The following is a 21,022-nucleotide window of genomic DNA, read 5'->3' on the forward strand; positions in this document are numbered from 1 at the left end:
GCGAGAATCCCGCAGCTTAGCTTGTTTTTTAATTGTCAGACTTGCGAACGCCGCCCACCCCGTAATCAGTAGGGCTCATTTCTTCTAAAAATACATGAATGTTTTCTTTTGGAGCTTTTAGGTTTTTAGAAACAACTTCGGTCACTTCTTCGACGAGAGCTTTCTTTTGACTATCATCGCGGCCTTCTAAAAATTTGATCGTAACAAATGGCATCTTAATCACCTCATTTTAGCAATTATTATATCATAAAATCATCGCAAAGGAGCAATTCAATTGCATTTTTTAGCCTACCCATTAGAGACAATACCTTATGTCATCATCACGATCTTAATCGCCTTTACCGTCCACGAATGGTCGCATGCTGCGGTCGCATTGTGGTTCGGTGACGATACGGCAAAGCGAGAAGGTCGGTTATCGATCAACCCTGTGGAGCATGTAGATATCTTCGGTTTGCTGATGATCATCATCGTTGGCTTCGGCTGGGCAAAACCCACACCGGTCAATCGCTTTAAATTACGGAACCGCAAGTGGGGCAGCATTCTTGTTTCGCTTGCCGGTCCACTCAGCAACTTCTTGCTGGCAGCTATCGGAGTGATCATTTATGTGCTGATCGTCAGCAATGGCGGCATGCTCTATAACAATATATTCACAGATTTTTTGAATATCTTTATCCAGTTGAATATCGTATTATTCGTTTTTAACTTGATTCCTCTTCCTCCGCTGGACGGTTATCAGATCTTGGTAGAATTCCTGCCATTGTCTGCTCGGGAAAAACTACAGCCAGTGGAACAGTATTCGATCTTGATTTTACTCGTGATCGCACTTACGCCGATTGCCAATTTTACGATCACACCAATCTTTAGTTATCTCATTCCGGGGATTTTTGAAGGAATGATGCATTTCTTCTTGACGCTCCTCGGCTGACAGGTTGCTTTTTAACGAAAATTTCACTATAATGGAACTCGTCTATTCTTCTGTCAGAAAGGGGTTTGAATGGCATGGCAAATGAACAAATGGAACGTATTCCGGTTAAGATCCAAGTCTTGACGGTCATCAGACAAATGGATGCGGAAGAGCAAACGGAAATGTCGGTTTCAGGCGTTTTTTACAAGGAAAACAATGCCTATTACCTTCAATATGAAGAGAAGCAAGAAGCGGGAAGTATTCGGACTGTCTGGAAAAGCTCGGCACGAGAACTTTTGTTGCTGCGGAACGGCGCCGTTTCTATGCGAATGCATTTTTTGAAAAATAAAAATAAAAGCAATGCTCATGTGAATACTGGTGCGGGAAAAATCGCTTTTGAAACGGAATTGCTTTCTTTTCAAGAGGATTACCAAACAGGAGAAGCGCTATTTTTAGGAAACATGAGTTTTCAATATGATTTATTAAGTCAAGCGGAGCCGATCGGTTCCTATACGGTTACATTGAAAATTGAGGAGGATAAAGCATGAATGTCATTCAAAAAAGTCAAAAACAGCTGATCGAGCAGATCAAGGCTGCAACGGTGGCAGCGTTAGGACTATCAGAAAGCGAGATTCCTGATATTTTATTAGAGGTGCCAAAGGAGAAGCAGCATGGTGATTATTCTACTAATATCGCAATGCAGCTGGCTCGAGTAGCGAAAAAGGCACCCAAACAGATCGCAGAGGCGATCATCAAAGAAATCGATACTGAAGATAGCTTGATTCGTAAGATCGATGTGGCTGGTCCAGGTTTTATCAACTTTTTTGTTGACAATGCGTATCTTACTGAATTGGTACCTGTTATTTTGGAAGCAGGCGACAGCTACGGCGAGTCTGATTTTGGTAAAGGTCAAAAGATCCAGCTTGAATTTGTATCGGCTAATCCTACAGGAGACTTGCATCTGGGACATGCCCGTGGTGCAGCGATCGGAGACTCTCTAGCCAACATTCTCTCTACAGCAGGTTTTGATGTTTCCAGAGAGTACTATATCAATGATGCCGGAAATCAGATCAATAACTTAGTTCTATCTGCAGAAGCTCGCTATTTTGAAGCGTGCGGTATCGATAAGCCATTTCCAGAAGACGGGTATCATGGTGTTGATATCAAAGAATTGGGGAATAAGCTCTTTGAAAAATACGGCGACAAGTATATCGAAGCGGAGGAGCAAGAACGCCGCGATGTTTTCCGTACCGAAGCATTAGCTTTTGAGACGGCTAAGCTGCGCACAGACCTTGAAGCATTCCGCGTAGGATTTGATAATTGGTTCTCGGAATCATCACTATACGCAGAAAATAAAATTTTGCCAACGCTGGAAGTGCTTCGCAAAAATGGCTACGTTTATGAACAAGATGGTGCAACATGGCTGCGTACGACGGACTTTGGCGATGATAAAGACCGTGTTTTAATCAAAACAGACGGTTCGTATACCTATTTCTTGCCGGACATTGCCTATCATTTAAACAAATTGGAGCGCGGCTTCGATATCTTGATCGATATTTGGGGAGCCGATCACCATGGTTACATTCCGAGAATGCGCGGTGCGATCGAAGCGCTTGGTTATGCGCCAACACAATTGGAAGTAGAAATCATTCAATTAGTACATCTTTATGAAAATGGCGAACAAGTCAAAATGAGCAAACGAACTGGTAAATCTGTTACCATGCGAGACTTAGTGGAAGAAGTGGGGCTGGATGCAGTCCGCTATTTCTTTGCGATGCGTAGCTCAGATACCCACATGAACTTCGATTTGGGCTTGGCGAAAGCAACTTCCAATGAAAATCCGGTTTATTACGTGCAATACGCGCACGCTCGGATCTCCAGCATCTTGCGTTCCGGAGAGGAACAGGGGATTGTGGTCAGTGATGGTCTGGATGTAAGCTTGCTGCAAACAGAGACAGAGATCGATTTGCTGAAAGTGCTGGGCGAGTTCAGCGATGTAGTTGCTGAAGCAGCTGCTAAGCGTGCGCCGCATCGGATCGTAAGGTATCTAAATGATCTAGCATCAGCGTTCCATCGCTTTTACAATACAAATAAAGTATTGAATCCGGATGAAGCGGATATTTCAAAAGCAAGGTTAGCGCTTATCAAAGCTGCGCAAGTCACACTACGCAATGGTTTGAAACTCTTAGGAGTATCTGCTCCAGAAAAAATGTAAATAACAAAAATGCAGTGTCAAACAATTTCCGAAATGGTTAGTGTTTGACACTGTGCCTGAAAGATACTAAAGTTAGTTACAAAAGATGGATTTCAAACGGAGAGATTTAAAAAAATGAAGCGAATCATAATCTTAACAGTGCTGTTTCTATTTTTATGTGTGGCAGTCTACATGCTGTATAACTACCAACTTGGCTCTATACCAATACTTTTGATTGCAATTTTAGTTTTTTATGTTGCGTATCAAATTTTAAAGTCGCGGTGAGAATGAAATATGTAGTTGTATTCCGTGAGGTTTCCATGTAAAATAGGGAAGTTAGATAATTTATAGGATAAATGAATAATTTTATAGATAGAGCATATAGAAAGGACGTGCCAATTTTGGATTACACTAATTTATCAGATGAACAACGCAGTGAATTGTCGTTGATTGAAATTGCACACCATCTTTTAGAAGAACGTAAAGAAGTCATTTCTTTCCCGGAATTAGCGAAAGAAGTTCAAGACTTTGTAGGACTTAATGATGATGAAATCAAAGATCGTTTAGTACAGTTTTATACAGATATCAATATCAACGGTAATTTTATTTCTCTAGGAAATAACATGTGGGGACTACGTTCTTGGTACCCGATCGATGCGATCGATGAGGAAGTACAAACACAAACTTCTCCTGTAGCAGAAGACGATCTATTAGACGATGAAGAATTTGTCGAAGAAGATGTAGTTGGCGAATTAGGCGAAGAATCGATCTCTCTAAGCGAAGCGCTTACGGATGACGACGATGATGATACGGATCAATTACCAGATGGAATCGAAGGCGATCTGGCAACAGTCGAAGATGATTACTCGGATGGCGATTATACAGAAGATCCAGAAGACAAATAAGTGTTCCCTCTCCGCGGTTGGAGAGGGCTTTTTTATTTATGTTTCAAGAAAGGCTTGACTTCTCTTAGCATAATGGGTAGTATTTTATTTGGGCTCCCTTTTATAGGGACAACGTATACGGTTAAATCATTGCTCCCTTACTTGTTTGAAGTAAGCGGAGTTTTTTTGTTATTGTATCAATAAATGTATTAGGATTGTTATCGAAGGCAGTTCTTCCCCAGTAAGAGTAAGCATTCTTACATTCATTAACAGGAAGGAGAAGATTTTTAAATGACAAAGTATATTTTCGTTACAGGTGGAGTAGTTTCCTCGATAGGAAAGGGGATCACCGCTGCTTCATTAGGGCGTTTACTCAAAAATCGCGGGCTAAGTGTAACTATTCAAAAATTTGATCCATATATCAATGTGGACCCAGGGACAATGAGTCCTTACCAACATGGTGAGGTTTTTGTAACGGACGATGGTGCCGAAACCGACTTGGACTTGGGGCATTATGAACGTTTTATTGATATCAATTTGAACAAGTACAGCAATGTGACTACTGGTAAGGTATATTCGGAAGTAATCAAAAAAGAACGTCGTGGAGATTATCTTGGTGGAACGGTTCAAGTCATTCCGCATATCACAAACGAGTTGAAAGATCGGGTTTTCCGTGCAGCTCGGATGACGGATTCAGATATCATCATTACGGAGATCGGCGGTACGGTTGGAGATATCGAATCATTACCGTTTTTAGAAGCAATTCGCCAGATCAAAGGGGATGTTGGTGCGGAAAACGTACTTTATATCCATACAACGCTGATCCCATACATCAAAGCAGCGGGTGAAATGAAAACAAAACCAACCCAGCATAGTGTAAAAGAACTGCGTAGCTTGGGGATCCAGCCGAACATTATTGTTGTTAGAACGGAACAACCGGTTTCTCAAGAAATGAAAGAAAAGATCGCGCTGTTTTGTGATATCAAGGCTTCGGAAGTTATTGAATCCCGCGATGAAGACACGCTTTACAATGTGCCGCTTTCCCTTCAGAAACAAAAAATGGACGATATCGTATTGCGTCATTTAGAATTAGAAGCTCCGGAAGCGGATATGACAGAGTGGAAAGCACTTGTGGATAAAGTCATGCACTTATCGACGAAAGTGAAGATTGCATTAGTTGGGAAATATGTTTCCTTGCAAGATGCTTACTTATCCGTGGCAGAAGCCTTGCGTCATGCTGGATTCAACCATAATGTCGACATCGATATCGACTGGGTAGACTCCGAATTGATCACAGCAGAAAACGTGAAAGAACGTTTGAAAGATGCAGATGGGATTTTGGTACCCGGCGGCTTTGGCGACCGAGCGATTGAAGGGAAGATCGCAACGATCCAATATGCACGTGAAAATAAAGTGCCGTTCTTCGGAATCTGCTTGGGAATGCAGCTGGCAACAGTTGAATTTGCCCGTAATGTGCTTGGCTTGGAAGGAGCGCATTCGGCAGAGATCGATCCGAAAACACCTTACAACATCATCGACTTACTTCCTGAACAGAAGCATATCGAGGATCTAGGCGGAACACTTCGTTTAGGTTTATATCCTGCCCGTATCAAAGAGGGAACAAAAACTTCTGAGGCGTATGGTAAATCTTTAGTTGAAGAACGTCATCGTCACCGTTATGAATTTAACAATGAATATCGGGAAAGAATGGAAGAGGCTGGAATGGTCGTTTCCGCGACTAGCCCAGATGGTCGTTTGGTAGAGGTAGTGGAATTACAAGATCATCCATGGTTTGTTGCTTGTCAATATCACCCTGAATTGATCTCGCGTCCAAATAGACCACAAAGTTTGTTCAATGCATTTATTGGAGCAACTTTAGCAAAATAAAATAAAAAGCAGCGTGAAGGTATAAGCCTCTCACGCTGCTTTTTTTATTTAGGAGCTTTGGTCAAAAACAACTTTATTCCCATTGCAATAAGGATGGCTCCGGTCAGCTTGTCTAAGTATGTTTTTATTTTTGGGCTGTTCCTTAATTTCTTCGTTACATAAGCAGCGAAATTGGCAATAAAGAGACACCATATCAATCCGGTAAGTGTGAAAGTACCACCTAACAATAGAAAAGAAAGTGGAGAAGCTGCATTTTTATCCACAAATTGAGGAAGGAAAGCAACAAAGAACAGCGCAACTTTGGGGTTGGTCAAGCTGGTCAGCAGACCTTGTAAGTATATCTTTCTTATGGAGATCACTTTTGTAGCGACCACTTCTAGTTTATCCCCTTTCTTATTCAACAACATGGTAATACCTAAGTAAATGAGGTAGCTGACACCGATTAGCTTAATGATGTTGAAGAGGAGAAGTGATTTTGTAAGAATGATCGAAAGTCCTAAGGATACTAGGAGGGTATGCGTTAGTGATCCAGTCATGATTCCTATGACGGAGTAAATACCAGCTGCTTTTCCTTGAGAAACGCTTCGACTGATAATGTACATGGTATCAACGCCGGGGATCAGATTGATTAAAATTCCTGTAATAAGAAAACTTTCGTAGTTAATGATACCGTGCATTTATTTTTACCTCCATGTACTTTGCAATAGAAAATTAAAAAAAGGCTTGAAAATCAATTCAAGCCTTTCTTATATACTTATTTCAACGAGCTGGCTTTTACCCAGCCAATTGCTTTAGAACCATCTAAAATGTGATACCACACAACTTTTTGAACGGTAGCGGTGCGGTCGATTTTTAGTGTCTTGCTTGCATAGCTGGAAAGAGTTCCTTTTTTGATCGAATTGTCGTCGACAGGAAGTAAGTAATAGCTGTCTGTTTTCTTCGCTACTTTTTTCGTTAGCGAAGCGGCCTTATCCGTTACTGCTTTTTTATAGAAGATCGAGAAAGCGCGGCTATCTGTCCAGCCAAGCGTTTTGCCATCTACACTGATTTGATACCAAGTAGATCGATCCGTCACGATTTTTCTGTGGATGCGGATCTTTTTGCTCTTGTAACTTGCTAGTGAACTGACTTTTTTTGCACCGGAAGTGTTAAATGGACGACTATAAATATTGTAGGTCGTTGCGTTTTTTACGGTAGCGTAGGCCGTATACGTGATGTCGGAGTAGATCGTATCGTATTTTTCAGCCGTATTGGCATTGGCGGTCAGGTTAGATGCCTGTGTCCACCCAAGAACTTTGCTGCCATCTTTGATGTGATACCATAAAACGTTTTTCACTGTTGCTTGTTGATAAACGGTGATTTTTTTAGAAGTAAGAGCTTTTAAAGTTGCTGTTCGGATAGGCGGATCAGCTACCGGTAATTGATAGTAATAAGCGCCACTTTGTCCTTTTTTCAAGTAACGTGTCAGATTGACTGCTTTATCGCTGGAGCCTTTTTTGTAGTATATCGAGAAAGCTCGTGTATCTACCCAGCCGATCGTTTTACCGTCCACGCTGATTTGATACCAATTTCTGCTTGTTTGTGCTTTGCGCAGGATACGGATCTGTTTGGATTTATAATTAGCTAATGTGCCGACTTTTTTTGCGCCCGAAGTATTGTAAGGTTTGCTGTAGATGTTATAAGTCTTTGCGTCTTTTACATTTGCATAGGCTGTATATACGATATCAGATTTGATTTTTTCATAAACCTTCATGGCATCGTATTTTTCTTTGATCAATGTATTCAATTGACTAACGCTGTATCCCCATTGCGAGAAATAGCCGACAGGATCGGTATGGTTCGTACCGCCTAGATATTTTGTAACAGCGTTATGTGTCCACACGGTTCCTTTGCCATCGGATTCTGCGCTGTCGAACGGCATATTGTATTGTCTTAGTAAATAAGCAGCATAATAGGCATAGTTATTGATAGAACGGGCAAATTCATCGAATGTTTTGTGACGTACAAGTTCAAATTGGATGAAGCGCTGGTTGGCATACTTACCGGCTCCCCAAACGGCATATTTTGTCGGATGGATCTGGATGATATGCGATTTGTCTACAAAGGCATGTACGAAAGCATTGTTGTAATTGTTAGACATATAGTTGATCTCACCTTGGATGGTAGAGGTCGGGTTGGCAGTTTCGTGTAAAACGATTCCTTCAGGTTTATCAGTCCCGTTGCGGTAGCCGAATTTAGGAAATTGTGATTTCAGCTGTTGCTCGATCTTTGCTGTCGAAAACTTTTTCTTTTTAATGTAATTATTGACATTTTCATAAGATGCTTTTGCTGCATAAGCACTAAAAATAGTATTTGTATCAGCTTTATAATCTTCGAATCCGTCATTTTCTTCCGTTGTTTTACCCTCACGGATATTTTTAGGTATATAAATGGAATCATCTTTAGTAGATTGTTCCGTTTTTGCTGTTTCTTTTGCGAATGGTTCTGCAGAAATAGTAGGAATTAATAAGACAGAGGCAAGGCTCAAAGAAACAATGGGTTTTAAGGCTTTTTTCAATAGAAAGCTCCTCCTTTTTTTATTGGGCCAGCAAATCAGACTAGCGTCCAATTTACATTATGACAAGAGCACAGCACCCCGTCAATGGATAGATAGTTACATTTTATTTATATTTTTTGTATAGCGAGTAATATCAGGGGAAGGCTTTTTTCACAATACGGGAGGAAAGCCTTGTGAATACGGCTCGACAACCTTAGGACTAAGGGGAAGGAATTGTCACAAAAACGCCATATTCTTATAAGCGATGATGTATGTTTCATGAATAATAGGAAAACAAGAAGGGGGCTTATCTATAGAAAAGAAAAATCGGGAATCGCAAGAAGTAAAATAAATCTGGTTTTAAAGCGATTTCATAGCAATTTTTTTCCTCGTGGTTATGGTAAAGTCATCACAAATCTGTTATCATAATGATGTTAAGGAAAATGTCAGAGTTTTCCTGAAGTGAAAATTAAATCACAGTAGGAAAGTGAAAGCTTTTCTATATTCCTGAGGAGGAACAAGTATTATGCCAATCGTTAGCATGACAGAAATGTTAAAAAAAGCTTTAGCAGGCAAATATGCTGTAGGTCAATTCAACATCAATAACCTTGAATGGACACAAGCTATTTTGAAAGCGGCAGAAGCAGAAAAATCTCCAGTGATTTTGGGAGTATCTGAAGGTGCTGCTAAATACATGGGAGGATTCACAACTGTTGTTAAAATGACAGAAGGTCTTGTAGAAGACTTGAAAATCACTGTACCAGTTGCAATCCACTTAGACCATGGTTCTAGCTTTGATTCATGTAAAGCTGCTATTGATGCAGGATTTTCTTCTGTAATGATCGATGGTTCTCATCACCCAATCGACGAAAACGTAGCAATGACTAAAAAAGTTGTTGACTATGCACACGCAAAAGGTGTTTCTGTAGAAGCAGAAGTTGGAACTGTTGGTGGTACTGAAGACGGCGTAACAGGCGGAATCAACTATGCTGATCCAAATGAATGTTTACGCGTTGTTAAAGAAGCAGAAGTAGACGCATTAGCTGCTGCTCTTGGTTCTGTACACGGTCCTTATAGCGGCGAACCAAAACTTGGCTTCGACGAAATGAAAGAGATCTCCGAATTAACTGGTGCTCCACTTGTACTTCACGGTGGTTCTGGTATTCCTGAACACCAAATCAAAAAAGCAATCGAACTTGGTCACAGCAAAATCAACGTTAACACAGAATGCCAAATCGTTTGGACAGCTGCTGTTCGCGAAAAATTAGCTACTGACGATAAAGTTTACGATCCTCGTAAAGTTATCGGACCTGGTGTAGATGCGATCATCAAAACAGTTACTGAAAAAATCCAAGAATTCGGTTCTAACGGAAAAGCGTAAAGAGCTGATTTCACTAATATAATAAAAAAGATCAAGACAAAAGTCAGTAATGATGGATGTTTTGGTCTTTTTTTTGAAAAAATATCTTGTTGCACAAGTGATATGTTATGATAGTAAAAGCTAGCGTAAGAGTATATAATAGACTAAAATCATGCTATGGACGCATGCATAATAAATATAAATCCGTCATAATGAGAGAATAAGACAGATTCTGTAGATGTGCTATAATAAGAGTGCAATTGCTGAATTACTAGGAAGAGAGTAGGCGTTAACGATGAATATAGGAATTTTTACAGATACCTATAGCCCGCAAATCAGCGGAGTAGCAACATCTATTAAAATAATGGAAAAAGAGCTACGTAAAAGAGGCCATAATGTGTATATTTTTACGACTACAGATCCTAATGCCGATCGTGAAAGTGAAAAAGGCCGGGTATTCCGTATGCCGAGTATTCCGTTTTTGTTTTTCCCGGAACGCCGTATCGCAGTAGCAGGGGTCAACAAATTTATTAAATTAGTCGGTCAATTAGATTTAGATATTATTCATACACATACAGAATTTTCATTAGGGCTATTGGGTAAAAAAATCGCGAAGAAATATGATATCCCTTCTGTTCATACGTATCATACGATGTATATCAATTACCTGCATTATATTGCGAAAGGGAAGATCCTAACTCCTGCAATGGTCAAACGCATGACAAAATCATTTTGTGAAAGCTATGATGCGGTGATCACCCCCACTTTAAAAGTGAAGCATCATTTAGAAGATTGTCGCGTGCATAAATGGATGTATACGATTCCCACTGGGACAGACTTAAGCTCCTTTTTACACGGTGACAACTATGACGATATCCGTGCACTAAAAGAAGAGATCGGTTTAGATGTCGATGCTCCGGTAGTGCTGTCTCTAGGAAGAGTTGCGCAAGAAAAAAATATCGATGCGGTCATCAAAGCATTTCCGGATGTTCTGGCCGATATCCCCAACGCGAAGTTAGTGATCGTCGGTGACGGGCCTGTTCGGCGCGACTTGCAAGAACTAACAGAAAAACTAGGTATGGGAGAAAACATCCTGTTCACTGGTGCAGTAGAATGGGAAAAAATAAGTAGCTATTACCAGCTGGCGGATGTATTTGTCAGTGCCTCTACTACCGAAACACAAGGATTGACATATGCGGAAGCAATGGCTTCACGCCTACCAGTTGTCGCCAAACGAGATGAAAGTATCGAAGGCTTTTTGACCGATGGAGAAACTGCCGCATTATTCAAAGAAGATAATGAGATCGCAGCAGTCATCAAGCATGTCTTGCAAGATGCCACATTCAAAGAACACATTGCTGGATCTGGTTTAAATAAAGTACAAGAATTATCTGCAGATAAATTTGGAACGAATATCGAAAGTGCGTATATCGAAACTGCCAAACTGCATGTTGCTAAAAATAAGATTTCCGCTATTCGTGAGCGTTCTACGATCTTGAAAAGCAAATTAGCTTCACGTGTTTTTTCATTATCATCATCTACCAGTGTAAAACAGAAAGAGAGGTCAAGGAGTCGTGATTAAACTGACAATGCTATCGTCAGCGGAGAAAGTAAAAGGACAAGGTGTGGCTTCTGCTTACCGGGAGCTAGTCAATTTATTGGCAGAAAGGCTTCCGGATAAGATCGATATGAAGTTGAATGAGCGACGTCGATCTGATATCACACATTATCATACCGTTGACTTCCCTTTCTTTCTCTCTACATTCAATAAACGCAAACGAGGCGTTAATCTGGGCTATGTGCATTTTATCCCGGAAACAATGGAAGGTAGTTTGAAATTACCGTGGATAGCAAAGGTAGTTTTTTACAAGTATCTGATTGCCTTTTACAAAAGAATGGATCACATCGTCGTGGTCAACCCTTCCTTTATCCCCAAGCTTGAAGCCTATGACATCCCAAAAGAAAAAATCCAATACATTCCCAATTTTGTTTCCAAAAAATCATTTTTTCCGTATACCGCAGAAGAAAAAGAAACAGCTAGAAAAAGGTTGGGCATTGCCCCGGATCGATTTGTGGTACTTGGAAGTGGTCAAGTACAGCATCGTAAAGGAGTAATGGATTTTATCGAAACGGCGAAGCAACTTCCCGATGTTCAATTTATTTGGGCGGGTGGTTTCTCGTTTGGAATGATCACTTCAGGATATGAAGAATTAAAAAAAGTGTATGAAAACCCTCCTGCAAATGTAAAGTTTCTGGGTATCATTGATCGAGCACTGATGAATGAATGTATCAATGCTGCGGATCTCTTTTTCATGCCTTCCTATAATGAACTATTCCCGATGGCGATCTTAGAAGCGATGAGCTGCGGTGTACCCGTATTGTTACGTGATCTAGATTTATATGAAGAAATTCTTACAGGCTATTATGCGGAAGCCCAAGATAACCAAGGTTTTAAAGAAGCGATCGAACGATTCCGCGAAGATGAAACTTATTATGAACATATGAAAGCGATGGCGCTTGAAGGAGCGGCTTATTATTCAGAAGATCGATTAGCGGCATGTTGGGATGAATTTTACCACAGTTTGCTGAATAAGGAGTGAATGTGGTGAACGCCAGAACAAAAAATGTGTTAAATATTCTTATTGTTTTAGTCATCAGTTTTGGCTTCGTTGCTTGGCAATTTCGCAAAGTGGATTTTTCGGCTTTTGTAAAATCGTTGCGGAATATCAACTATTGGTGGCTTCTCGTTGCTTTTATCTTGATGTTCCTTTATTGGCTTTTTGAAGCGATTGTTTTACACATGGCTGCTAAGCCGGCCAATCAGAAACAACATTTTCGTTCGTCGTTCCGCATCACTATGATCGGTCAATTTTTCAACACGATCACGCCGATGTCTACAGGAGGGCAGCCAGCTCAATTAGTAATGCTGATGAAGCAGGGAATGGATGCAGGGAAAGCAAGTTCGGTTCTGTTGATAAAATTCATCATCTATCAAGCCATGATCGTATTTAATTTCCTGATCGTCTTGATTTTTGGTCTGCATTACTTATTAAACGGTGTCCCGCAGCTCAAATATCTGGTGTTTATCGGCTTTTTGGTTCATTTAGCTGTTATTACCGCCTTGCTGCTGATCGCGAAAAGTACATTCTTGACAAAGCGGATCGTACATCTATTATTGATACCGGCACGACTTTTTATAAAAAAAGAACGGCACGAGCAACTGCGTTTTGCTTTGGATGAAAGAATCACGAGTTTTCATCAAGAAACTAACCGGATCGGGGCGGATAAATGGCTCCTAGTAAAGGCTTGCGTGATGACTTCTTTGCAACTATGGGTGTTTTTCGCAATACCATATTTTGTATTGTTGAGCCTGCATGTGGGTACGATCGGCTTTTTTGTTGCCATGACGTACCATGCTTTTATCATCATGTTTGCTACCGTAATGCCGACGCCAGGAGGAGCAGGCGGGGCGGAATATACATTTATGCTGCTTTTCGGTGCTTTACTGGTTCCGGCCGAGGCGCTTGCGGCGATGATCTTATGGCGGATCGTGACTTATTACAGCTGTATTATCTTCGGCGGGGCAGCGCTGCTTATCAGTGACGAAACGTCGAAACAACTCCGTTCGAATTTTAACGATATCAAGGATGATCTTTAAAAACAGCATGGCAAAAACATTGCAAAACCAAACTGTTTTAGCGATAATAGGGGAAAGTTGCTAATGCAAGAGAAAGAAGGTAAAGGCCAAATGACAAATAGTTTCATTGTTCATGGTGGGAAGAAATTAAAAGGAACTGTACAGATCGATGGTGCGAAAAATAGCGCGGTGGCACTTATACCAGCTGCGATATTAGCAGAATCGCAAGTGTCGATCGACGGCCTTCCCGATATATCCGATGTCCATACATTATACCGAATCATAGAAGAACTGGGCGGTACCGTTCAGGAAGATAAACATACAGCAGTGATCGACCCAAGCCATTTAGTGGCGATGCCGCTTCCAAATGGCAATGTCAAAAAGCTGAGAGCCTCTTATTACTTAATGGGAGCGATGCTAGGTCGCTTCAAAAAAGCGGTGATCGGTCTTCCGGGCGGCTGCTATTTAGGTCCGCGTCCGATCGATCAGCATATTAAAGGCTTTGTGGCTTTGGGTGCAGAAGTGACGAATGAACAAGGCGCGATTTATTTACGCGCTGAGAAGTTGACTGGTGCGAGAATCTACTTAGATGTGGTCAGCGTCGGGGCTACGATCAACATTATGCTTGCTGCTGTAAAGGCAGAAGGCAAAACAGTTATCGAAAATGCTGCCAAAGAGCCGGAAATCATTGATGTTGCTACATTGCTAAACAATATGGGAGCAAATATCAAAGGTGCCGGAACAGATACGATCCGCATCAATGGCGTGGAGAAGTTGCACGGCTGCAAGCATACCATTATCCCTGACCGGATTGAAGCGGGTACGTTTATGACACTTGCTGCTGCTTGTGGGGATGGCGTTACGATCCAAAATATCATTCCGGAACATTTAGAAGGAATCACTGCTAAATTACATGAAATGGGTGTTCCGATCGAATTTGGTGAAGACAGCGTGTATATCGGACAAGCAAAAAATCTGAAAAAAGTGGACATCAAGACATACTCTTATCCAGGCTTCCCGACAGATCTTCAACAGCCACTTACGGCATTGATGATGCATGCGGAGGGAAGCAGTGTTATCACTGATACGATCTATCCAGACCGCTTTAAACATATTGCCGAGCTGGAAAGAATGGGTGGACGGTTTAAACTCGATGGCCGTTCAGCTGTTATCACGGGACCTGTTTCTTTAAAAGGAGCCAGCGTAAAGGCTTCTGATCTACGAGCTGGAGCAGCGCTGGTCATTGCCGCTCTGACAGCAGAAAGTGAAACAGAAATCACCGGTATCGAGCACATCGAACGTGGCTATACCAACATTATCGAAAAACTTTCCAATATCGGAGCAGACATCGAAAAAGTAACAACCGCTGATGTCGCGGCTCAATAAATGGAAATGAGGTAATCCCAAATTAACGGGATTACCTCATTTATCATCATTCCCCTTCCTTATGAAATATCAAAAATGAAAGACAAAGGTGGTAAACAGATGGCGAAAATGACGATTTCTTATTTAGAGGACTTAACGATCAAAGAAATTTATGCCTTGGCGAAAGAACATAAAATCAGCTACTATAGCAAACTATCGAAAAAAGAACTTATTTTTGCGATTCTAAAATCAAATGCGGAAAAAGAAGGCTTCTTTTTTATGGAAGGCGTACTTGATATTATTCCTTCCGAGGGGTTTGGCTTTTTAAGACCAATCAATTATTCTTCCAGCAGTGAAGATATATACATATCTGCTTCCCAGATTCGCCGGTTTGATTTGCGGACAGGGGACAAAGTTTCCGGAAAGGCTAGACCGCCAAAAGAAAATGAACGTTATTTTGGTTTGCTGCAAGTAGAAGCAGTAAATGGAGAAGATCCGGAAGTAGCGAAAGAACGCGTCCATTTCCCTGGATTGACACCTCTTTATCCAGATCGGCAAATAAAATTGGAAACCGGGAAATTTCCGCTTTCAACGAGGACGATCGATATGATCTCGCCAATCGGCTTTGGTCAGCGAGGTTTGATCGTTGCACCACCTAAAGCGGGTAAGACGATCTTGCTCAAGGAAATCGCCAATAGTATCACAAAAAATCATCCTGAGGCCGAACTGATCATGCTATTGATCGACGAGCGGCCAGAGGAAGTAACGGATATCGAGCGTTCTGTAGAAGCGGATGTCGCCAGCTCTACATTTGACGAGCTACCTGAAAATCATATCAAAGTGGCGGAGCTCGTTCTTGAGAGAGCGATGCGCCTTGTGGAGCAGAAACGCGATGTCATTATTCTGATGGACAGTATCACGCGCCTTGCCCGTGCCTACAACTTAGTTATTCCGCCTAGCGGTAGAACGTTGTCAGGCGGGATCGATCCGGCGGCATTTCACCGTCCGAAACGCTTTTTCGGAGCAGCCCGAAATATCGAAGAAGGTGGTAGTTTGACGATTTTAGCCACTGCTCTGATTGATACCGGCTCGCGAATGGACGATGTCATCTATGAAGAATTTAAAGGAACCGGCAACATGGAACTGCATCTCGACCGTGCCCTCGCCGAACGAAGAATTTTCCCGGCGATCGATATGCGCAGATCCGGAACAAGAAAAGAAGAATTGCTATTATCTCAAGACAATTTAGAACAATTGTGGAAAATACGAAAAGTCCTGCCGCTGCAAGGAGATGGGCTTGATATCTCGGAACGTTTTATCCGCTATATGAAAAAAACGGAAACAAACACAGATTTTTACGAGCTTCTGCAGCAGGAAATGTTTAAAAAATAACCTTGCTTGTTTGCTTTACGCTTGTTATAATGAAGATACTGTGCAAGTAATGCAGTTAATAACTCTGTTTCAGATGATTCAGGGCGAAGGAGTTGAAAATAATGAAAAAAGAAATTCATCCGAATTATCGACCAGTTGTATTTGTAGATACTACTACAGATTTTAAATTCTTGTCTGGTTCTACAAAAAACTCCAGTGAAACAATTACATGGGAAGACGGAAACGAATATCCACTTCTTCGTGTGGAAATTTCTTCTGACTCTCATCCATTCTACACTGGTAAACAAAAACATGCTGCCGCTGATGGACGTGTTGACCGCTTCAACAAAAAATACGGCATCAAATAAGCTGCCTGAACTGAAAAATAATTGGAATGCACCTGTTTTTAACAGGTGCATTTTTTTGTGGTGTTAAATAACATACAATAATCACCTTTATATTAGTTAATATTCGTGTTATTGATGAAACGCTCTTGACAATATTGCTTTTTTCTCATAGTATAGTGGCTGGAGGCGAATAATATGTTTTTTGAAGAACACTTTGAAGAAATGAAGACCATTGCTGCGCATATTTTTGATAATCCGGAATTAGGATACAAAGAATGGAAAACGAAAGAACTCGTGGAAACTTTTTTGAAAAAAGAAAATGCAGATGCGGAGTTGACGTATTTCAGCACGACCGGAATAAAAACTTATCTTAGCAAGGATAAACCGGTAACGATGGCATTCATTGCCGAATTGGATGCGGTCTATGCACCTAGTCACTTCAACAGTGACAAAGAAACAGGAGCTGCACATAATTGCGGTCACTTCACACAGATCACTTCGGCGCTTTCGCTCTATGCGTATTTAGCTGAAACGAAAATTTATGAAAACTGGAACTATAATGTCTGCTTTGTGTTTGTTCCCGCGGAAGAGTACTTGGATCTGGAATACCGTGAAAAATTGAAAGCACAGGGCGAGATCGTTTATTTTGGCGGAAAGCCGGAAGCGATGCGTTTAGGAGTTTTCGATGATATTGATTTTGGGGTTTGCGTACATAGTATCGGAGAGGAATTTTCCGAACCAACGATCGAGATCGATTGTGATCTCGCCGGATTTTTATATAAGCATTACCGTTTTGAAGGAAAAGCGGCACATGCTGGATTTGATCCATTTTCCGGTGTCAATGCCTACAGCATGTCCACGCTTTTCAATGTTGGGCTGGGGCTAATGCGTCAGCAAGTCCGTGATGATCAGCTTGTAAGATTCAATCCGATCGTGATGGCAAGTGATATGAGTACGAATGTCATTCCCAATCATGTAACGATCGGAACGGATCTACGGACAAAATCGACGGATTATATGAAAATGGTGGCGAAGCGCTTGGATGATGTGGCTTTAGGGAGCGCCCAAGCATTAGGCGGGAAAGTAGAGATCGAGACGCAAATGGGTTATCTCCCATTTGTTCAGGATCGCTACTTGAATACCTTTGTCAAAACAGCATTTGAGGAAAATAAAAAAATCACCGCACTTATTGATGATCGGGGAGGCATCGCAGCAGCAGGGGATATCGGCGATCTTGCATTTATGTTTCCTTGTATCCAAATTAGTTATGGCGGTTTTGCCGGAACGATCCATGGCGATGATTTTAGAATGACGGATGAGGAATTTGTATTAACGACATTTCCCGAGTTTTTAAGCGAAGTATTGGTCAAATTAAACGATGTGGACAGAGACAAATTATACAAACGTTCTTTTGCGGCGTATGAAGAGTTACTGCATTCGATCACTAATTAAAAAGGGGTTTATTGGATGAAGAATTATTTTGGGTATTTTATCGCCTTTGTACTGCTGGTCATCACTGTATCTGAACTGATCGGCATCAAGACGATCGAGATTGGGAAAGTAGATATTACGATCTTGCCGCTCGTTTTCGCGGTGGCGATCGGGATGATCTTTGGGATCCCATATTTTCGTAGAGGGATTTTTAAGAAAATATACAGTGAACATAATGTGAAATTTGCTGGACGAAATCTGATTTTTATCATGCTGCCACTAATGGCGCGGTATGGTGCAGATGTGGCGCCGCATATCAAAGATATTTTAAGCATCGGTTGGGTATTTGTAATTCATGAACTTGGTAATCTCGGAACAGTTCTGCTTGGGCTGCCGATTGCCATTGCATTGGGGTTGCGCCGCGAAGCGATTGGAGCAACTTTGGGATTAGGGCGTGAAGGCGAGCTGGCATACATTTCGGAAAAATATACACTGAATTCTCCGGAAGGCCGTGGCGTCTTGTCGATCTATTTGATCGGGACATTGTTCGGCGCGATTTTCTTCAGTATTTTTGCGCCATTGCTTCTATATATAGGATTCGATATCAAAGCGTTGGCGATGAGCTCAGGCATTGGCTCGGCAAGTATGATGACGGCAGCTTCTTCCTCATTGGTAGCGCAGTCGCCGAAAGAAATGGCAGGAACGATTACTTCTTATGCCGCTGCTAGTCAGCTTTTGACCAGCTTCTTAGGAACGTATATCATGGTGTTCTTAGCAGTGCCATTGCAGCGCTTTATGTACCGCGTGCTTACAAAGGGAGGAAGAAAACATGCCTAACGAAACGATCAAACGTAAATATATCAAAACAGGATTGATTCTACTGCTCAGCATTGCGCTGATTTTATTCACACAGCAGATCAAACTCTGGAAAAATCCGGAATCAACACCAATCGAATGGCAGACTTTTGTAGGGCTGCTTGTATTGTGGGCATTTGCTTTCTTAGGTATATTGATTTCTGATCTGACGAAAAAAATCCCTGTTGGCTTCATTCGGAATTTCCCGGTCTTGGGCTGGGTATCGCTAGTATCGTTGATATTCTGCTTGATCTTCAACTTCTTCGTTCAAGTGATCGGAGCAGTCGATTTTTTATCGATCACAACCCCAGTCTTGGCATTTGCGGGAATCTCTGTCGCTGATCATTTAGTCGACCTATCCAAGACTTCTTGGCGCGTTGCGATCGTCGCAGTCTTTGTTTTCATTGGTATTTACTTAGGTTGTGCAGTTGTTTCGCAAATCGGATTGTGGATGACAGGAGCGATTTAAATAGGTAGACCGCGCAAGCATCCAATAATGCTGCGCGGTTTTATTTTAGGGTGGACTACTTGTCTCAAGAGAGGATAAACATGTTATAATGATGTGGATGAATTTAGCCGAGGAGAGTTGAAATGAAAAAAACACATTACGTGCAATTATTATTTATGGCGTGCTTAATCGTGGTTATTGCGCTGGAAGGAACGAATATTATTTCGGAACGTATGGAATATATTGTTGTGGCTATCCTACTTGCCGTGTATATCATTAGTTTTGCTGTTTATGGATTTACAAAAAAACGAAAAAAAGATCAATCGTAAATGAAAACAAAATCTACTTTTTAATTCACGTGTTTCGCGGCCGTTGCTCTATGCAAGGGCTTTTTTTCTACTCAATTTGCGAACAAGGGTTTACTAGAAGAGATAGATTGCTTATAATAGGACTAATACATTTTTTCATTTTAACAAATTTTCAGTTTATTAGAAACGATAAGGAGGTTTTCGTGTGGGAGCAAAATTACAAGTAGGGGTGCTAGGCTTTGGGACTGTCGGAAGTGGCGTCATCCATATCCTGGAAGAGCATCAAGAGAAAATAAGTCAAGTAACAGGCTATGACATTGCAGTGAAAAAAGTACTTGTCAGAGATGTGGAAAAAGCAAGACGTTATGAGACCAATGGTTTTACCTTGACTACTGAGCCGCAAGACGTACTAGAAGATCCGGAAATAGCGGTCATTGTTGAGGTGATGGGAAGCATTACCACCGCACGCGAGTATATTTTGCAAGCACTAAGAGCCGGCAAACATGTGGTAACTGCCAACAAAGATCTGATCGCGCTGCATGGCGATGAATTAGTAGCAGTCGCACAAGAAAATAAATGTGATTTGTTTTATGAAGCGAGCGTTGCGGGAGGGATCCCGATTTTACGAACGATCGTAAATAGTCTAGCTGCTGACAAGATCCAGAAAGTAATGGGTATCGTCAATGGGACGACAAACTTTATGCTGACGAAAATGACAGAAGAAAAGAAAACCTATGAGGAAGCGCTTGAGGAAGCACAGGCACTTGGATTTGCAGAAGCAGATCCGACGAGTGATGTAGACGGAATCGATGCCGCCCGCAAAATGGTTATTATGACGAGACTTGCATTTGGCATGAATGTCCAACTTGACGACGTGGAAACGAATGGGATCAGAACGATCAATAAAGAAGATATCGAAGTCGCTTATCAATTAGGATATAAAATCAAATTAGTCGGAACAGCAGAAGAAACAAATGGCTCTGTTAATGTGAACGTCGGGCCGGTACTATTGCCACGTTCGCATCCGCTTTCAGGAGTAAACTACGAAAATAATGCTGTATTCGTAACCGGAGCTGCTGTCGGTGAAACGATGTTTTACGGACCGGGAGCCGGGGAGCTGCCAACAGCGACGAGTGTTGTCAGCGATTTGATCACTGTAGCAAAAAACTCAAAACTCGGAACGAATGGGAATGCTTTTAACAGCTACCGTCATGAAACGAAACATACAAGCAAAGAACAAATCTTTTCCAAGCACTATCTGCGACTAACTATGGTGGATAAAACAGGAACATTCTTAAAATTGACGCAAATTTTTGCTGAAGCAGGTGTTGGTTTTGACAAGATCCTTCAAGAGCCTGTCGATGATTTCACAGCAAGTGTTGTAATTGTTACACATGCGACGAGTAAAGCGCAGTTGGAACAAGCAACCAAACGGGTGGAAGAGGAACCGGAAATGCAGATTTTCACCAATTATTTAGTAGTGGAGGGATAAAAG

At 41.5% G+C, this 21,022-nt stretch carries 20 protein-coding genes; 17 read left to right on the plus strand and 3 right to left on the minus strand.

Translation table 11 applies throughout. The features are described from left to right. Nucleotides 1-28: 28 nt before the first annotated feature. Complete coding sequence (locus HMPREF0556_RS11400; protein ID WP_003758739.1) at nucleotides 29-214, minus strand: 2-hydroxymuconate tautomerase; 186 nt, start codon at nucleotides 212-214, stop codon at nucleotides 29-31. 60 nt (nucleotides 215-274) lie between these two features. Between HMPREF0556_RS11400 and HMPREF0556_RS11405 the strand changes: the two genes are divergently transcribed. The 5 genes from HMPREF0556_RS11405 (at nucleotide 275) to HMPREF0556_RS11425 (ending at nucleotide 5,869) form a co-directional block, all read left to right on the plus strand. Then, a complete protein-coding gene (locus HMPREF0556_RS11405; RefSeq protein ID WP_003758741.1) occupies nucleotides 275-925 on the plus strand; it encodes a site-2 protease family protein in 651 nt (216 codons plus the stop codon). Between the two features lie 74 nt (nucleotides 926-999). Then, entirely contained in the window at nucleotides 1,000-1,452 is a 453-nt protein-coding gene (locus HMPREF0556_RS11410) for a YwiB family protein (protein WP_003758743.1), read from the plus strand. Continuing rightward, nucleotides 1,449-3,119, plus strand: a complete 1,671-nt coding sequence (gene argS, locus HMPREF0556_RS11415) for an arginine--tRNA ligase (protein WP_003758745.1) — start codon at nucleotides 1,449-1,451, stop codon at nucleotides 3,117-3,119. The genes HMPREF0556_RS11410 and argS overlap by 4 nt, the downstream gene beginning before the upstream one ends. 380 nt (nucleotides 3,120-3,499) lie before the next feature. Then, nucleotides 3,500-4,003 carry a DNA-directed RNA polymerase subunit delta gene (rpoE, locus tag HMPREF0556_RS11420; RefSeq protein ID WP_036105852.1) on the plus strand — a complete coding sequence of 168 codons (504 nt, stop codon included), beginning with the start codon at nucleotides 3,500-3,502 and terminating at the stop codon, nucleotides 4,001-4,003. Nucleotides 4,004-4,273: 270 nt separating this feature from the next. Beyond that, nucleotides 4,274-5,869 carry a CTP synthase gene (locus HMPREF0556_RS11425; protein ID WP_003758749.1) on the plus strand — a complete coding sequence of 532 codons (1,596 nt, stop codon included), beginning with the start codon at nucleotides 4,274-4,276 and terminating at the stop codon, nucleotides 5,867-5,869. A gap of 44 nt (nucleotides 5,870-5,913) precedes the next feature. Here HMPREF0556_RS11425 and HMPREF0556_RS11430 read toward each other — a convergent pair whose 3' ends face one another. After that, the gene (locus HMPREF0556_RS11430; RefSeq protein WP_003758751.1) at nucleotides 5,914-6,546 is read right to left on the minus strand and encodes a LysE family translocator; all 633 of its coding nucleotides are present in this window, start codon (nucleotides 6,544-6,546) and stop codon (nucleotides 5,914-5,916) included. 77 nt (nucleotides 6,547-6,623) lie between these two features. Beyond that, nucleotides 6,624-8,426: a GW domain-containing glycosaminoglycan-binding protein gene (locus HMPREF0556_RS11435; protein ID WP_050777027.1), complete on the minus strand. Its 1,803-nt coding sequence runs from the start codon at nucleotides 8,424-8,426 to the stop codon at nucleotides 6,624-6,626. A gap of 505 nt (nucleotides 8,427-8,931) precedes the next feature. On the opposite strand from HMPREF0556_RS11435, the gene fba reads away from it, so the two are divergent. From fba to HMPREF0556_RS11495, 12 genes are all read left to right on the plus strand, one after another. After that, on the plus strand, nucleotides 8,932-9,786 hold the full coding sequence (gene fba / locus HMPREF0556_RS11440) for a class II fructose-1,6-bisphosphate aldolase (RefSeq protein WP_003758756.1): 855 nt from the start codon (nucleotides 8,932-8,934) through the stop codon (nucleotides 9,784-9,786). 274 nt (nucleotides 9,787-10,060) lie between these two features. Then, nucleotides 10,061-11,347 (plus strand): glycosyltransferase family 4 protein, encoded by a 1,287-nt coding sequence (locus HMPREF0556_RS11445; RefSeq protein WP_003758758.1) that lies wholly within the window; start codon nucleotides 10,061-10,063, stop codon nucleotides 11,345-11,347. Continuing rightward, entirely contained in the window at nucleotides 11,340-12,365 is a 1,026-nt protein-coding gene (locus HMPREF0556_RS11450; protein WP_003758762.1) for a glycosyltransferase family 4 protein, read from the plus strand. The genes HMPREF0556_RS11445 and HMPREF0556_RS11450 overlap by 8 nt, the downstream gene beginning before the upstream one ends. A 2-nt stretch (nucleotides 12,366-12,367) precedes the next feature. Then, nucleotides 12,368-13,423, plus strand: a complete 1,056-nt coding sequence (locus tag HMPREF0556_RS11455; protein WP_040486788.1) for a lysylphosphatidylglycerol synthase transmembrane domain-containing protein — start codon at nucleotides 12,368-12,370, stop codon at nucleotides 13,421-13,423. A gap of 90 nt (nucleotides 13,424-13,513) precedes the next feature. Continuing rightward, on the plus strand, nucleotides 13,514-14,788 hold the full coding sequence (locus tag HMPREF0556_RS11460; protein ID WP_040486880.1) for a UDP-N-acetylglucosamine 1-carboxyvinyltransferase: 1,275 nt from the start codon (nucleotides 13,514-13,516) through the stop codon (nucleotides 14,786-14,788). A 99-nt stretch (nucleotides 14,789-14,887) separates the two neighbouring features. Next, complete coding sequence (gene rho / locus HMPREF0556_RS11465) at nucleotides 14,888-16,159, plus strand: transcription termination factor Rho (RefSeq protein ID WP_040486789.1); 1,272 nt, start codon at nucleotides 14,888-14,890, stop codon at nucleotides 16,157-16,159. Nucleotides 16,160-16,260: 101 nt separating this feature from the next. After that, nucleotides 16,261-16,506, plus strand: a complete 246-nt coding sequence (locus HMPREF0556_RS11470) for a type B 50S ribosomal protein L31 (RefSeq protein WP_003758770.1) — start codon at nucleotides 16,261-16,263, stop codon at nucleotides 16,504-16,506. A gap of 174 nt (nucleotides 16,507-16,680) precedes the next feature. Then, a complete protein-coding gene (locus HMPREF0556_RS11475) occupies nucleotides 16,681-17,937 on the plus strand; it encodes a M20/M25/M40 family metallo-hydrolase (RefSeq protein ID WP_003758772.1) in 1,257 nt (418 codons plus the stop codon). Between the two features lie 15 nt (nucleotides 17,938-17,952). Further along, complete coding sequence (locus tag HMPREF0556_RS11480) at nucleotides 17,953-18,753, plus strand: DUF3100 domain-containing protein (protein ID WP_003758774.1); 801 nt, start codon at nucleotides 17,953-17,955, stop codon at nucleotides 18,751-18,753. Continuing rightward, nucleotides 18,746-19,240: a hypothetical protein gene (locus HMPREF0556_RS11485; protein WP_003758777.1), complete on the plus strand. Its 495-nt coding sequence runs from the start codon at nucleotides 18,746-18,748 to the stop codon at nucleotides 19,238-19,240. The genes HMPREF0556_RS11480 and HMPREF0556_RS11485 overlap by 8 nt, the downstream gene beginning before the upstream one ends. Before the next feature lie 122 nt (nucleotides 19,241-19,362). After that, complete coding sequence (locus HMPREF0556_RS11490) at nucleotides 19,363-19,548, plus strand: hypothetical protein (protein WP_003758779.1); 186 nt, start codon at nucleotides 19,363-19,365, stop codon at nucleotides 19,546-19,548. Nucleotides 19,549-19,732: 184 nt separating this feature from the next. Next, on the plus strand, nucleotides 19,733-21,019 hold the full coding sequence (locus HMPREF0556_RS11495; RefSeq protein WP_003758781.1) for a homoserine dehydrogenase: 1,287 nt from the start codon (nucleotides 19,733-19,735) through the stop codon (nucleotides 21,017-21,019). Nucleotides 21,020-21,022: the final 3 nt, after the last annotated feature.

The organism is Listeria grayi DSM 20601 (genome assembly GCF_000148995.1).
Classification (GTDB): Bacteria; Bacillota; Bacilli; order Lactobacillales; family Listeriaceae; genus Listeria; species Listeria grayi.

Bases quoted from the DNA above. Each gene is read 5' to 3' on its own strand.
- HMPREF0556_RS11470 (WP_003758770.1), top strand. From the start codon at position 16,261: ATGAAAAAAGAAATTCATCCGAATTATCGACCAGTTGTATTTGTAGAT.
- HMPREF0556_RS11445 (WP_003758758.1), top strand. From the start codon at position 10,061: ATGAATATAGGAATTTTTACAGATACCTATAGCCCGCAAATCAGCGGA.
- HMPREF0556_RS11430 (WP_003758751.1), bottom strand. From the start codon at position 6,546: ATGCACGGTATCATTAACTACGAAAGTTTTCTTATTACAGGAATTTTA.
- HMPREF0556_RS11480 (WP_003758774.1), top strand. From the start codon at position 17,953: ATGAAGAATTATTTTGGGTATTTTATCGCCTTTGTACTGCTGGTCATC.
- HMPREF0556_RS11400 (WP_003758739.1), bottom strand. From the start codon at position 214: ATGCCATTTGTTACGATCAAATTTTTAGAAGGCCGCGATGATAGTCAA.
- HMPREF0556_RS11475 (WP_003758772.1), top strand. From the start codon at position 16,681: ATGTTTTTTGAAGAACACTTTGAAGAAATGAAGACCATTGCTGCGCAT.
- rho (WP_040486789.1), top strand. From the start codon at position 14,888: ATGGCGAAAATGACGATTTCTTATTTAGAGGACTTAACGATCAAAGAA.
- HMPREF0556_RS11425 (WP_003758749.1), top strand. From the start codon at position 4,274: ATGACAAAGTATATTTTCGTTACAGGTGGAGTAGTTTCCTCGATAGGA.
- argS (WP_003758745.1), top strand. From the start codon at position 1,449: ATGAATGTCATTCAAAAAAGTCAAAAACAGCTGATCGAGCAGATCAAG.
- HMPREF0556_RS11410 (WP_003758743.1), top strand. From the start codon at position 1,000: ATGGCAAATGAACAAATGGAACGTATTCCGGTTAAGATCCAAGTCTTG.
- HMPREF0556_RS11485 (WP_003758777.1), top strand. From the start codon at position 18,746: ATGCCTAACGAAACGATCAAACGTAAATATATCAAAACAGGATTGATT.
- HMPREF0556_RS11460 (WP_040486880.1), top strand. From the start codon at position 13,514: ATGACAAATAGTTTCATTGTTCATGGTGGGAAGAAATTAAAAGGAACT.
- fba (WP_003758756.1), top strand. From the start codon at position 8,932: ATGCCAATCGTTAGCATGACAGAAATGTTAAAAAAAGCTTTAGCAGGC.
- HMPREF0556_RS11490 (WP_003758779.1), top strand. From the start codon at position 19,363: ATGAAAAAAACACATTACGTGCAATTATTATTTATGGCGTGCTTAATC.